The sequence below is a fragment of the Microbulbifer sp. ABE4_465 genome, from assembly GCF_056160765.1.
On record NZ_JBSWXV010000002.1, the window covers coordinates 355,594 to 369,718 of the forward strand.

Below are 14,125 nucleotides of genomic sequence, written 5' to 3' on the forward strand. Positions count from 1 at the left end.
TGGTTTGGTTGTCAGGGGGTGGTGGTAACACTTAGGGGGTTTAATCAGCTCCGTGGCGGCGCCGCTGTCCGGTACAGCTTTGCGAGACACGCCGTAAACCCGTCCATGGGGGCTCGGCTGCGGCCGTCCTGGCCGCAGACGGTCTCGCAAAGCTGTACCGGACATCGACGCCTTCGCGCGAAGTGATGTGGAATTTATTCGAGAGTGATTACGGCGGTGGACGCGAGATAGGCAGGTAGATGGGTACGCGTCGCATGGGGCGGCGACAGGTTGCCGCGGCCCGGGGGAAATAGTGAAGCTGGTGATGATTTGTGTAATCAGTCGAAATAGTCATGCTCGTAATACGGTTGGGGCCGCAATAAAAACAAGGTTCAGACGAAAGATCGCTCGGTGTTGATCGAGGGTTAGATAGGGCCTGTGTAGGAAAGTTCAAGACCTGGTGTCCGCGCTGGTGAGGAATCCGGTGACGGCCGGTGTACACTTTGGGTTTCGCCGCTTTTTGCGGTCACTACACTCGTCGTTCTGGATTTAGAAGGAATCGCCCATGTCATTGATGGAATTCTGTCCGCAACCGCATCAAGCACTGTTTGCTCAGCGCTGGGAGGATTGGTGCGCCGCGGTGGGGGAGGAGCAGGTGGCCGGGGTTGAGTCGCTGGTGGGTGACGAGAAGAGTGGTGCATTGGGGCGGGGACTGGTACGGGCGTTTGTGGGCTCGGATTTTTTTGTGCAGCAGTGCAGTCGTCATCCCAAGTGGCTTGCCGGTTTTGTAGGGCAGGCGGATTGCGGGCTGGTGGCGCCGGATCTGGCCGAGATCGAGTCGGAAGAGCAGCTGGAAAAAGTGCTGCGTAACCTGCGCAACAGGGTCAATGCCGAGGTGATCTTTCGGGATTTTGCCGGCCAGTGGGATATCCCCACCGCCTGTGCGCGATTGACCCAGCTGGCGGAAGTTTGCATTCAGACGGCGCTCGACTGGCACCGCCAGAAGATGGTCGAGCGCCACGGCGAGCCGCGCTGCCGCGCGGGGGATGTCCAGCCGATGGTGGTGCTGGGGATGGGCAAGCTGGGAGCGCGGGAGCTGAACCTTTCCTCCGATATCGACCTGATTTTTGCCTACCCGGAACCGGGTCAGTCTGATGGGGACAAACCACTGGAAAACCAGGCCTGGTTTCAACGCCTGGGGCAGCGGCTGATCAAATCTCTCGACGCGGTCACCGCCGATGGTTTCGTGTTCCGCGTGGATATGCGCCTGCGCCCCTACGGGGACAGCGGCCCGTTGGTGAGCCATTACGCGGCACTGGAAGACTATTACCAGACCCAGGGGCGGGAGTGGGAACGCTACGCCATGATCAAGGCGCGCCCGGTGGCCGCCTCCGGCGAAGGTGCGGCTGCCGCCTCGGAGGAGCTGGTGGAACTACTGCGGCCGTTTACCTACCGCCGCTATATCGATTTCAGTGTGATCGACGCGCTGCGGGAAATGAAAACCCTGATCCAGCGCCAGGTGCGGGCCCGCGGTCTGATCGACAATATCAAGCTGGGTCGCGGTGGCATCCGCGAGGTGGAATTTATCGCCCAGGCATTTCAGCTGATCCGCGGCGGGCGCGAGCCGGATCTGCGGGTGCGCAATATATTGAAAGTTCTGCCGTTGCTGGAGGAGGGCGGTCATCTTCCCGAAGGGGCTGCGGCCGAACTGCGCGATGCCTATTTACTGCTGCGCCGGGTTGAGCACGGCCTGCAGGCGGAAAAGGATCACCAGACCCAGACGCTGCCACCGGAGATCGAGCGCCGCGAGCAGCTCGCGTTTGCACTCGGTTACGACAACTGGGCAACGTTGGAGAATGCGCTGGTGCAGGCTCGCGCGGCCATTGAGCGCGAGTTTGACGAGGTTATCGCACCGCCAGAAGAGAGTTGCGAGATTACCGATTCCGACCAGTGGGAATTCCTCTGGGCCGGGTGTGAGCGCGCCGACGATCGCGACAGCTGGCTGGAGCAGCTGCACAACGCCGGTTTCCAGCCTGCGGCCAAAGCACTGGAAGCGCTTACCAACCTGCACTGCGACCGCATCGTCGCCGCGTTACCCGCCGCCGGTCGCCAGCGCCTGGATCAGACAATGCCGCTGTTGCTGGCTGCAGCTTCCGAGGTGAGTGAGCCGTTACTTGCGCTGGAGCGGGCGCTGCCTTTATTGCGCTCGATTCTGCGCCGCAGCGCGTATCTCGTACTGATCAATGAAAATCCGCCGGTACTGAACCAGCTGCTGCGCCTGTGCAGTGCCTCGCCGTGGATTGCCGATCTGCTCGCGCGTCACCCCATCCTGCTGGACGAAATGCTCGACCAGCGCCGCCTGCTGCAACCTTCCACCGCGGAAGATATCGCCGACGACCTGCGCCAGCATATGCTGCGGGTGGACGAGGACGACCTGGAAGCGCAGATGGAAGCCCTGCGTCATTTCAAGCAGGGGCAGAGCCTGCGTATCGCCGCCCAGGAAGTCACCGGTGCGCTGCCACTGATGAAAGTGAGTGACTCCCTGACCTGGCTGGCGGAAGCCATACTGCAGCAGTCGCTGACCCTCGCCTGGCAGCAGGTGGTGGAAAAACACGGCGAGCCGAAGGATGCGAGCGCAGAGGATATGCGCTTTTCCATTGTCGCCTACGGCAAGCTCGGCGGCCTGGAGCTGGGGCATGGCTCGGATCTGGATATCGTATTTGTGCACGACGCCGATAGCGCCGGCTATACCAGTGGCGAGCGGTCGCTGGATGCGCAGAGTTTCTACACCCGCCTGGCCCAGCGCCTGATTCATATTCTGCAGACCCGCACGCTCAGCGGCCCTCTGTACGAAGTGGATACCCGCCTGCGTCCGTCGGGGAATTCCGGTCTGCTGGTGACGTCGCTTGCCGCGTTTGAAAAGTACCAGCGCGAGAGCGCCTGGACCTGGGAGCACCAGGCGCTGGTGCGCACGCGCCCGGTTGCCGGCAGTGCGCGCCTCGGATTGGCGTTCGAGGACCTGCGCACCAGGCTGTTATGCGAGGGGCGTGATGAGCAGAAATTGCGTAAAGAGGTGGTGGAAATGCGCAATAAGATGCGTGCACACCTCGATAAGAGCAATGATCGACAATTCGATCTCAAGCACGGCACTGGCGGTATTGTCGATATTGAATTTATGGTTCAATATGCCGCATTGGCCTGGGCGCAGGGCGCCCCTTCGATCGTGCGATATACCGACAATATCCGCATTCTTGAAAGCCTCTCCGAGGCGGGCCTGATGCCGGCCCACCAAGCCGCGCATTTGATCGACGCCTACAAAGCCTACCGATCAGAAGGTCATCGCCTGGCATTACAACAGCTGCCGGGGGTTGTATCCGGTGACCAATTCGAAGCGGAAAGAAAGACCGTTGAAACAACTTGGCAGCAGATGCTGGGCTGAATCCCCTGTTAAGGGATTCCTGTGCCTCGCCATTCCCGCTGCCCGCTTAAACTGTTTTTCACCTGGCTCTGTGCTGTAGGAGCCAGCCTGCTGGCGAACTGATTCGATCTTCCCTTGCAATGCCTCGCAAGGACTCGACCATCCTCCCCCAGGCCGCTCCTACAGGCGTTAATAGAATTTTGTAGGAGATCCCCATGTCTTTTGCCGATCGAGACGGCGTTATCTGGTTTGACGGAGAACTGGTTCCCTGGCGCGATGCCCGGGTACACGTGCTCACCCACACGTTGCATTACGGAATGGGCGTATTCGAGGGCGTGCGTGCCTATGAAACTGCCGACGGAGGCACCAGTATCTTCCGTCTGCACGAGCATACCCGTCGTTTGTGCCGTTCCGCCAAGATCATGAACATGCCCATGCCGTATAGCGCCGAGGAGCTTAACGAAGCCCAGCGTCTGGTGGTGCGGGAGAACGGCCTCAAGGAAGCCTACCTGCGCCCCATGGCATTTTATGGCTCTGAAGGCATGGGACTGCGCGCGGACGGACTGCAGACCCACGTGATTGTCGCCGCCTGGGAATGGCCGAGCTACATGACCCCGGAAGCCCGCGAACTGGGGATCAAGGTCAATACCTCTTCCTATACCCGCCACCATGTGAACATTGCCATGTGTAAGGCCAAGGCCAATGGCAACTACATCAATTCCATGCTGGCCCTGCAGGAAGCCATCCGCAATGGCTGTGAAGAAGCCCTGCTGCTGGATCCGGAAGGCTATGTGGCGGAGGGCAGTGGCGAGAACTTCTTCCTGGTCAGCGACGGCATCATTTACACCCCGGAACTGACCTCCTGTCTGGACGGCATCACCCGCGCCTCGGTGATCCAGATGGCAGAAGAGTGTGGCTACACCGTGAAGGAAAAGCGTATTACCCGCGACGAGGTGTATATCGCCGATGAAGCCTTCTTCACCGGTACCGCCGCAGAAGTACTGCCGATTCGCATGTTGGATGGTCGCACTATCGGTGAGGGTCGCCGTGGCCCGATCACCAAGCGTCTGCAACAGATGTACTTCGATGCTGTGCAGGGCAAGAGCCAGGCGCACCTCGGTTGGCTGAGCGATGTGCATGAGACCTGCGAACAGGTAGCGGTATCAGCCTGAACATTCCAGTAAGCCTGAATGCAAAAAAAGGGCGGATACCCTCGGGTATTCGCCCTTTTTTTTGTGCGTTGTCTGTTGACCGTCATTTCATAGAGTCGTCTTCGCTTTACACATAGAATGGTGTGCCACGTTAGAGGAGCGTATCGGGAGAGCGAAATTGGCTGGATGGAACAGAGCGTATGTTTACTAATTTGCTGAAGGGGCGGCTTCGCAAGCACGACCAGGTGAACAACCGTAAGCTGGAATCCCTGCTTCGGGTGCAGTTGTTACAACAGCAGGTGCTTGGAAGTAATGACATGGGCGTGGGGAATGAAAAGGAGCACAGCATTGTTGTCTCTCTCACCTCATTCGATCGTCGCATCCACAACGCGGTTTATGCCGTGGAAAGCGTATTCCAGCAGTGGCTGAAAGCGGATGCGGTGGTGCTGTGGCTGTCGCGGGAGCAATTTCCTGAGGGACAATTACCTGAAAGCCTGGTACGCCAGCAGACGCGCGGTTTGCAGATTTGCTATGTCGAGGACCTCGGTCCTTACACCAAGTATTTCTACGCGTTTGAAAAATATCCGGACAGTCTGATCATTACGGTCGATGACGATACCCTCTATCCACCGGACATGATCGACCAGCTGTACCGCGCGTGGCTCCGCAATCCTGACTGGATCCATTGCCACCGCGCGCACCTGATGCAGCTGGACAAACGAGGCGAGTTGAAGCCCTACAGTAACTGGTGCGCCGACTGGCGCTGGCAGGATAGCAGCGGCGAGCCCTCTCCACTGGTATTTCCGACCGGTGTAGGCGGTGTACTGTATTTCCCCGGCTCGCTGCACCCAGACGCCTTCGCCAAAGACAAATTCCTTGCGCTGTGCCCCGGAGCGGACGATGTGTGGCTGAAGGCCATGAGTCTACTGCAGGGAACCCCCTGCGCGAGATTGCCCGATACCCGGGACTGGTCCGGGCGCTTTTTGACCGTGGATGGGTCTCAGGAAGTAGCGTTACAAAATGAGAACTGGCGCTCCAGAGGTGGGAACGACTGCAAGATTCGCGCGGTGTTTGAGCGTTACCGTTTGTACGGGCTATTGCGTTAATCGAGGACTGGCGCACCAAGCGCAGAGGGGTGCGCCAGGTGTGCCAACGTGTCTGAAAGGGGGCTACTGTCCACCTGCCGCCTGTGGGCGGCCAACGCAATAGTACTCGAATCCGGCTTCGACCATATCCAGAGGGTGGTATAGGTTGCGTCCATCAAATACCACTGGCTCCTTCAAATTGCTATTGACCGTGGTGTAGTCAAGAGACTTGAACTGCTGCCATTCGGTGGCAATCACCAGCGCGTCGGCGCCGGACAGTGCGCTGTCACGGGTACCGCACAGCTGCAGGTCGTCGCGATTGCCATAAATACGCTCGCACTCCTGCATGGCTTCCGGGTCGAAGGCGCGCACACTGGCACCCATTTCCCACAGGTTTTCCATCAATACACGCGCGGGAGCCTCGCGCATATCGTCGGTGTTGGGTTTGAATGCCAGTCCCCACAGAGCAAAGGTTTTACCGGACAGGTCCTTGCCGTAGCGCTCGACAATTTTATCCAGCAGGTAGTGTTTCTGGCTGTGATTGCGGTCTTCCACCGCATTCAGAACCTTGGGTTCGATGCCCAGCTGTGCGGCAGTAGTTTTCAGAGCCTGTACGTCTTTGGGGAAACAGGAGCCGCCGTAACCGATGCCCGGGTAGATAAAGTGGTAACCGATACGCGGGTCGGAACCGATGCCCTGGCGCACCGCTTCAATGTCGGCACCGACTTTATCGGCAATCACCGCCATTTCATTCATAAAGCTGATCTTGGTGGCGAGCATGCAGTTGGCCGCGTACTTGGCCAGTTCCGCGCTGCGCACATCCATCACGATTACCTTGTCGTGATTTCGGTTAAACGGCGCGTACAGCTGGCGCATTTTCTGCTCGGAGGCATTTTCCGAGGTGCCGATAATGATGCGGTCTGGCTTCATGCAGTCCGCCACTGCGGATCCCTCTTTGAGGAATTCGGGATTGGAAATTACGTCGAATTCCAGATTTAGTGCTTCGCGTTCTTGCAGGGTGCGAGTCACTTCCTCGCGGACTTTATCCGCGGTACCTACCGGCACGGTGGATTTGTTGATGATATATTTCTTGCCGTCCATATGTTCGGCAATAGTACGTGCCACCTTGAGTACATAGCGCAAGTCCGCAGACCCGTCTTCATCAGGTGGGGTGCCGACTGCGATAAAGATCAGGTCGCCGTGCGCTACCCCTTCTGCAGCATTGGTGGTGAAGGCGAGGTTTCCGGATTCGTTGTTGCGTTTGACCAGTGGTTCAAGGCCTGGCTCGAAAATTGGTATATGGCCCTGTTTCAGTCGTTCGATCTTGTTTTCGTCAATATCGATGCAGGTTACCCGGTGGCCGGCCTCTGCGAGAACGGCGGCCTGCACCAGGCCTACATAACCAGTGCCAAATACAGAGACATTCATTGCTTTTCGCTTCCTTCAATTTTGTCTAAATTGGATATTTCATTGCTCGCGATCCGTGGTGTGGCTTCCGGGAGGTTTGAGCGTGCAATTACCAGGGCAACGCAGAGCCACGTAAATACCATCATTTCTGAGCTGAACAGCTCGCGATGCGTACTCAGCGGAAACCATGTGCACAGCAAGATAATCAGTGGAGCCAGTGGGCGGCGGGTTTCACTCACGCGAGAGTAGTCACCGCGCCATACGATACGCAGAAAGCAGGCCAGTACGGTAAAAAACAGGGTGAAGCCGATAATGCCGGTGCCCGCGAGCACTTCGAACACCACCTGGTGTGCGTAAGGCTGGTCCAGGTGGGTATCGGCCCAGGTTTCCGGTAGGAACATCACATAGTTCCCGGCGCCGGTACCGAGCCAGGGGGAAGCGAGGAATTGCTCCCAGGCCTGGGACCACAGTTGGATGCGCACCGGAATAACGGAAGACAAGCCCTGTACATCGAGGCTTTGCGGTATGCTGGCGGCGATGCGTTTGCTGACCATTGGGTCGCTCATGATCCACCAGCCGGCGGAGAGTGCTGCGGCGGCCAACAGGCACATCACACTTTTTGAGGCCTGCAATTGGTGGCGAATAGTGTACAGCCAGATCAGGCTGACCAGAGCGAATGCCACCCAACCGGCGCGGGTATTACCAAAGAAGGTGACAGCGAGGCACAGAAGATAAATGCCAGACTGTAACGGCAGGCTTAGCTTGCGCACTATCGGGGCAAACAGAACCCATGCGCAGAGTGGTGCTATGTAATAGCCAAATTTGTCTGGGTGACTGAAGTAGCCGCCGAGCCGTTCGGCCCGGGGCACTCCGAAGAAGTCGAAGCCCACCAGGGCCTGAAAGAGCCCATCCACCAGCCAAAAGCCGATAATCGCGACCAGGCACAGCTGCAGCTTGTGCCATATGGCATCATTGCGTGCCCAAAGCAGCACCGGAATGCCCGCGAGCATCAGGACCAGCTGAAACACCGCGAGTTCAATGGGTTTGCTCGAATATTGCGATCCTGCGGCAGAAAGCGCCAGCGCCATCGCGGCCAGCAGGTTCATCAGGCACCAGGGCTTGATGCCAAAGGGCTTCCAGCTATTCCGGTCGCGCACCAACTGAACGATCGCCGTAATGGCGAGCACAAGGACAGAAAGTTGGAATGTGCGTGACCAAGGCAGCACCCAGATAAAGCTACACAGCAGCAGACCGATGGCGAAAGGCTGGTCAAAAATCTCCCGTAAACGGGCTTTTCGCGAAGGGGGCGTGTGCGTGGATGAGGCCGACAAAATGGTAGACATACAACGGGAATCCTGTTTTCCGGCCTTTCTGGTAGTGACTTTGAGGCTCTGGATAGGCGGCTCATTGTATCCGTAGAGCATGTCGCGGGCTACCGCGGGGCGTGTCTGGTCCGGCGGGTCATAGGTGTGCATACCGTCTGTTGTCGACAGTCCGCGAATAGCGGCTGCGGTTTCAGTCTTCCCTATGGCTGCGGTAGCATGCCGCGCGGGGCGTGGGCTTATCTTCGACACGCTCGATTTTGATTATTCACATGTAGATGCCACATTGATGAATGCGATAGGTAGTAGATAGGTGCTAGTGGTATCGACGGCTATTGAGGTGGAACTGTGCTGGTTATCTGGCGTTTTGTGGACGGTAATCGCGCGCATGAAAAGCAGAGCGCCGCACTGATCAGTGGACTGGAGCGTTGTCTGGGGGCAGGCAGGCTCGATTGCCGGGTTATCGACTGCAGAGCCGTGAAACTGTCGCTTTTTGGGGGGGGGGCCGAGGCTTTACGACAGCTGCCACGCCCAGACCTGTTAATTGGTGCGGGGCATAGAACCCACTGGCCCTTGCTGCGTGCACGGGGCCTTTGTGGTGGCCGCAGTGTTGTAATCATGCAGCCCAGCCTGCCACTGCGCTGGTTTGATTTCGTGATTGTTCCTGAACACGACCGGCCTCCAGCCGTAGAAAACGTGATTCTTACACAGGGAGCGCTGGCCGAGCCGCTTCCTGATATTCCTTTCGAGGCCGACCGTGGGTTGCTGTTGTTGGGTGGTCCCAGCCGACATTTTCAATGGGACGCTGCAAAAGTTACGGCAGTTGCTGAGCAGCTACTGAAAAGACCGTTGAAGTGGGTAGTGGCAGACAGTCGCCGCACGCCCCAGGGGGCTCTGACGCAATTCATTGGGAGTGGTGCAGAGTTAGTTTCCTGGCAGGAGACTTCATCGGGGTGGCTGGCGGAGCAGATGGCCCGATCCGGACATATCTGGGTTACTGGTGACAGTGTTTCGATGGTGTCCGAGGCGCTACAGAGCCGCGCGCAAGTGGGGGTAATTACCTTGCCCAGTCGACGGCCTAACAACAAGATCCGCGGGGCCATACAGCGATTGCTGGATCAGGAGCTGGTTACAGAGCAGTTGGATGAAGCTGCCTGTTCTGCATTGCAGCAGTTTCCTCGAAAACCGCTCAATCAACAGGTAAGCTGCGCGCGGGCGTTATTGCGGCGCTGCGGCATTAAATCGACTTTGGAGAAGGGTGATGGTTGAGACGGCGAATGACGTGGAGAGAAGCAAGCCATTGCGAATCTGTCAGCTGTTTACCAGCGTCGAATCCGGTGGGCTCGAGAAGCATGTTCAGGAGTTGAGCGGTTGGCAGCTGCGACACTGCAATGCGGAAGTCTATGTGATCGCCCACCCCCGGTATGAAGCCATGTTCCCCGAGGGTGTCAGATTCCTTCCGGTAAATACCGATCGCGGTCGCCGCAATCCATTACTCAGTATTGAACTTTTCCGCCTGATGCGGCGTTATCAATTTGATCTGGTTCATGCGCATGCAGCCAAACCCGCGTATATCATGCGCCGTCTCCAGGGGTGGATCCCCGGTAAAGTAGTTCTGACCAGGCACAATGTGGTCAACCCGAAAGACAATCTGTCCAAACACTTTCCGCATCGGATTGCTGTGAGCCAAATGGCTGTAGCCAATTCCGCGTTGCCCTGGCATGTGATCCCGAATGGTACTCAGTTGCGGGACGCTGGTGATAGTCATGACTCGCTTCTGGATTCAACTAGGCCAGCAGTTATTTCCGTTGCAAGGCTAGTTCCTGCGAAGGGCATAGACCGGCTGTTGCGGGCCTGGGCACAGGCGCAAGTGGGTGATGCGGTGCTGTATATCGTGGGCGATGGCCCTATGCGGGAAGAGCTGGAAAGCCTCGCTCAAGAGTTGCACCTGGAGGGGCGGGTCAAATTTGTCGGGTTTCAGTCTCGAGTAACTGATTGGATGGCTGCCGCGGACCTGAAGGTTGTAGCATCCAGCAAAGAGGGAGCTCCTTATACCGTGGTCGAGGCGCTTTTGGCTGGTTGTCCGCTGGTTTCCACCCGTGTGGGCAATGTGCCGGAAAATATCCCGGCTTCATATCTGGTGGATATCGGGGATACTGCCGGTCTTGCAGTCAAGCTGACAGCTGCACTGGCGAGTCTGGAAAAACTGAAGGATGACTACAGCCCATACTTTGCTCGCGCGCGAGAGAGGCTGACTCTCGACGCCATGGCACGTGAAACCTTTAAGGTGTATGAGCAGGCATTAGCAGAGAAGTCGACTGCTGGATGATTTTGTCGGCAAGAATCTAGAAAAGCCGGCGTCCACTCAAAAAGTCAGCGTCGGCGGCTGATGGCTTCAGCCTCTTCCCAGGTAATGGATCGATTCGAGATTTCCCAGGCTACTCGTGCCCACATGCGTTTGATGCGACGTTCCAGGTAGCGATCGCGGGATCGATCGAAAATTTCGGCAAAAGGCAGGAATGCGGAGCGGCCAAGGCCATCAATCAGTACGAGCTGAGGCTGCTCTCCGGCCTCGCGAATGACCAGGTTGTGGGGTAGCAGGTTTTTGGTCATCACGCCTGTTAACCGCAGCCAGTCAGCGAATTCGGAAATGGCGTGCCGGATTCTGGTGTCCAGCCCGTTTTGCTGCAGATAGTGCTCCAGAGTGATTGCTGGTTCGCCATTGCTGTCGAGTATCAGTTCGGAAACCGCACCAGGTCCCTGGCTAGTCTCTTCCATGCCATACCAGTAGGGCAGGTGTTGCCAGACGATACTAGTGGGTGGCTCACTGCGCAGTGCTTTCTGGGCGTACCCGTCCCGCTCCCGTGAATTGTCATCGAACTGATCGTCGCCGAATAATTTTTTATACCAGGGTGCGCGGGCGCGGAGTTCTGCAAGTCGGCCTGGCAGCATGACTTTGACACAGCGGTCGGGAAACTCGGGATGGCGGAAGCAGTTGCGATTGCCACCTTTTGCGAAAGGCTTGCAGTTACTGAGGTCGATCAATGGGCTGTTTTCTCTTGGACTTTCTGTGTGAGCAGCTTGCGGTATAGCGCAATTGTTTTTTGCGCTTGAGTGTGAAGGGTAAACTCCGGACTGAGTGTCGGGTTCGGAGCTGCTGCAAGTAGCTCCCGTGTACGCGATAGCAGTTGTGCGGGGTCGCCGTTCGTTACCAGCCCCTGTGGGTAGCAGGCACGCAGGGATTCCGCAGGCCCGCCAATATCATATCCAATTACCGGTGTCCCCATGGCCACGGCTTCGATTACCGTGCGCCCGAAGGGCTCAGGCTTTTTCGACAGGTTGTACACCAGTGTTGCGTGACGGTACCACTCACGTACGTCACTGCGGTGGCCGGTAAAGGTAATGCGGTCGGAAATGCCGGCTCGCTCGGCCTGCGCCTGCAGCTCTTCAGCAAAGTGCTGCTTGTTCTTTTCCGCTGCTCCGACAATCACCCCCTGGATATCGGTGTGATCCCGGGCGAGCTCCGCGATCATGTCGATAAAGTCCTGCTGACCCTTCCAGCGTGTCAGGCGTGCCGGTAACAGTAGCCAGCGGCGATCGCGCAGCTCCGGAAAATCAGTGAGCGTGTTCTCGAGCCAGGCAGCTGGAGGTGGAATATCCGGTGAAAATTCATCGGTGTCTACACCGCGATAGATGACTTCAGGCGCTGTCTGCAGTACGGATGAGTAGTTGTGCTGCAAGTAGTTATCCACACAGTCTGAAATTGCGATCACCTGTTCCGCGCGCGCCATGATCGCACTGTAGCGGTTGATGGAGTAGAGACCGTGGGCGGTACTCACGAGGCGGGGGCGAGTGGCTGCCGGTAGCTTTTTCCAGGCCAGGTAGGTGAGCCAGGCCGGCATGCGTGAGCGTACGTGCAGGATATCGGCTTGCAGCTCGCGCAGTACCGCGCGAAGTGGTCGTACCTGCCGCAGGCTGAGCAGGGATTTTCTGTGAATTGGCAGGGTGATATGCCGGCTGCCCTCACGCTCCAGCTGCTCTACCAGGCGGCCACCGCTGGAGATCACAATGGACTCATGCCCCTCTTGCACCAGTACCCGCGCGAGATCCAGGGTGCCCCGCTCGACGCCACCGGAATTAAGAGCGGGTAATAGCTGGACGATTTTCAACGTTGACTCCGTGGTCTGATGGGTTGCGCGGTGGGGGGATCGCAGCCCCTGCCCGGGTTGCACCAGCATGGCGCGAGATCGGGGTAGATATTGAGGTAGAATAGTGCCCTGAAAAGAATCCAATTGCACACCCCATGGCGCTGTGTCGCTGAACTTCGATATTGACCTGATGCGTTTTCTGTACACCTGGTTTTTCCGCCTCGCCCTACCGCTGATGTTGCTGCACCTGTGGTGGCGGGGCCGTGCGGATCCTGCCTATCGCAAGCGCTGGAGCGAGCGCTTTGGCCTGGTGCCATCGCGACCGGGCGCGCGGCGGCGCTGGCGGGAGCGTTTCGGGGTGGTGCCGGACCGGGCCAGCCGTGCACCTCTGATCTGGATCCATTCGGTTTCCGTGGGTGAGACACTCGCGGCAATTCCTTTGATCGAAGAGTTGGCGGCGCGCCACCATCAATGGCAATGGCTGGTAACTACCACCACGCCCACCGGTTCTCAGCGGGTACACGATGCGCTCGACCCGATCCTGAACGGTCGCCTGCTGCACTACTACCTGCCGTTTGATCTGCCCGAATGTCTGTCACCTTTCCTCGATGCACTGCGCCCCAACATGCTGGTCAGTATGGAAACCGAGCTCTGGCCAAACCTCCTGACCCTGTGTTCCCGCCGCGGTATGCCGGTGGCGCTGGTAAATGGACGCTTGAGCGCAAAGTCGGCTCGCGGCTACGGTCGCTTTGCGACCCTGAGTCGGGAAATGCTCAGCCATATAACCCGGGTCGTGGCACAGTATCCGGCTGATGCGGAGCGCTTTATTGCCCTTGGTGTGTCGCCCCGGCGCGTACAGACAGTAGGTAACATCAAGTTTGATCTGCAGATCGGTTCCGGCCTGGTGAGTGAGGCCCAGGCCTTATCCCATCAGTGGCGAGAGCCCGGCCGTCAGGACCTGCAGGGCCATCGTCGCCCGGTATGGCTGGCGGCCAGCACCCACGCGGGTGAAGATGAGGTGGTTCTGGATGCATTCGAGAAGCTCCGGGATTCCTTCCCGGACTTATTGCTGGTGCTGGTGCCGCGCCATCCCATGCGCTTCGACAGTGTGGCGAGGTTATGCCGCGAGCGAGGTCTGAATGTGGCGCGTCGCAGTGACGGTGTGAAGCCCGCTGCATCTGACCAGGTGCTGTTGGGCGATACCATGGGCGAGTTGCTGCGCTTCTATGGTGCCTGTGACGTGGCATTTGTGGGCGGCAGTCTGGTACCGGTCGGTGGCCACAATATGATCGAACCCGCTGCCTGGGGCGTGCCCGTGGTGTCTGGTTCGTATCTGCACAACTTCAGTATGGTTTCTGATTTGATGCGGGAGGTGGGCGGCCTGAAGGTGGTGGAAGATGCCGGGCAGATGGCGGAGCAGGTTGCAACGTGGCTGGGGAACCGGGACGAGCGAATCGCCGCTGGGGCGCGTGCACGGGATGTGGCTGCGCAAAACAGCGGTGCATTAGAGCGCACGATCGAAGTGATTGAGTTGCTGATGCGGCGAAGAGGCGGCTGAACAACCTCTTTAGTGGGGGAAAAATAAAAGTGCCGGATGCTTCTGTGAATAAAGGAA

General features: G+C 58.1%; 10 protein-coding genes. 6 read left to right on the forward strand and 4 right to left on the reverse strand.

Translation table 11 applies throughout. The features are described 5' to 3' along the window. Positions 1–544 precede the first annotated feature (544 nt). The 3 genes from glnE (at position 545) to ACXAG1_RS05190 (ending at position 5,654) form a co-directional block, all read left to right on the forward strand. Entirely contained in the window at positions 545–3,418 is a 2,874-nt protein-coding gene (glnE, locus tag ACXAG1_RS05180; RefSeq protein ID WP_475119130.1) for a bifunctional [glutamate--ammonia ligase]-adenylyl-L-tyrosine phosphorylase/[glutamate--ammonia-ligase] adenylyltransferase, read from the forward strand. A 194-nt stretch (positions 3,419–3,612) separates the two neighbouring features. Next, positions 3,613–4,569, forward strand: coding sequence for a branched-chain amino acid transaminase (locus ACXAG1_RS05185; RefSeq protein ID WP_475119131.1), 957 nt, complete (start codon positions 3,613–3,615; stop codon positions 4,567–4,569). 179 nt (positions 4,570–4,748) lie between these two features. Beyond that, the gene (locus tag ACXAG1_RS05190; protein WP_475119132.1) at positions 4,749–5,654 is read left to right on the forward strand and encodes a hypothetical protein; all 906 of its coding nucleotides are present in this window, start codon (positions 4,749–4,751) and stop codon (positions 5,652–5,654) included. Positions 5,655–5,717: 63 nt separating this feature from the next. Here ACXAG1_RS05190 and ACXAG1_RS05195 read toward each other — a convergent pair whose 3' ends face one another. Then, positions 5,718–7,061 carry a UDP-glucose dehydrogenase family protein gene (locus ACXAG1_RS05195; RefSeq protein ID WP_475091799.1) on the reverse strand — a complete coding sequence of 448 codons (1,344 nt, stop codon included), beginning with the start codon at positions 7,059–7,061 and terminating at the stop codon, positions 5,718–5,720. Further along, positions 7,058–8,383, reverse strand: a complete 1,326-nt coding sequence (locus ACXAG1_RS05200; protein ID WP_475119133.1) for an O-antigen ligase family protein — start codon at positions 8,381–8,383, stop codon at positions 7,058–7,060. Before ACXAG1_RS05200 ends, ACXAG1_RS05195 begins: the two co-directional genes overlap by 4 nt. Before the next feature lie 348 nt (positions 8,384–8,731). Here ACXAG1_RS05200 and ACXAG1_RS05205 point away from each other — a divergent pair, with 348 nt between their 5' ends. Next, positions 8,732–9,631 (forward strand): mitochondrial fission ELM1 family protein, encoded by a 900-nt coding sequence (locus tag ACXAG1_RS05205; protein WP_475119341.1) that lies wholly within the window; start codon positions 8,732–8,734, stop codon positions 9,629–9,631. Next, positions 9,624–10,691 carry a glycosyltransferase gene (locus ACXAG1_RS05210; protein WP_475119134.1) on the forward strand — a complete coding sequence of 356 codons (1,068 nt, stop codon included), beginning with the start codon at positions 9,624–9,626 and terminating at the stop codon, positions 10,689–10,691. Before ACXAG1_RS05205 ends, ACXAG1_RS05210 begins: the two co-directional genes overlap by 8 nt. A gap of 44 nt (positions 10,692–10,735) precedes the next feature. On the opposite strand, the gene ACXAG1_RS05215 is transcribed toward ACXAG1_RS05210, so the two are convergent. Both ACXAG1_RS05215 and ACXAG1_RS05220 read right to left on the reverse strand, forming a co-directional pair. Then, on the reverse strand, positions 10,736–11,407 hold the full coding sequence (locus ACXAG1_RS05215) for a YrbL family protein (protein WP_475091802.1): 672 nt from the start codon (positions 11,405–11,407) through the stop codon (positions 10,736–10,738). After that, positions 11,404–12,531 (reverse strand): glycosyltransferase family 4 protein, encoded by a 1,128-nt coding sequence (locus tag ACXAG1_RS05220; protein WP_475119135.1) that lies wholly within the window; start codon positions 12,529–12,531, stop codon positions 11,404–11,406. The genes ACXAG1_RS05215 and ACXAG1_RS05220 overlap by 4 nt, the downstream gene beginning before the upstream one ends. Positions 12,532–12,673: 142 nt before the next feature. On the opposite strand from ACXAG1_RS05220, the gene waaA reads away from it, so the two are divergent. Next, positions 12,674–14,068, forward strand: coding sequence for a lipid IV(A) 3-deoxy-D-manno-octulosonic acid transferase (gene waaA, locus ACXAG1_RS05225; RefSeq protein WP_475119136.1), 1,395 nt, complete (start codon positions 12,674–12,676; stop codon positions 14,066–14,068). Positions 14,069–14,125: the final 57 nt, after the last annotated feature.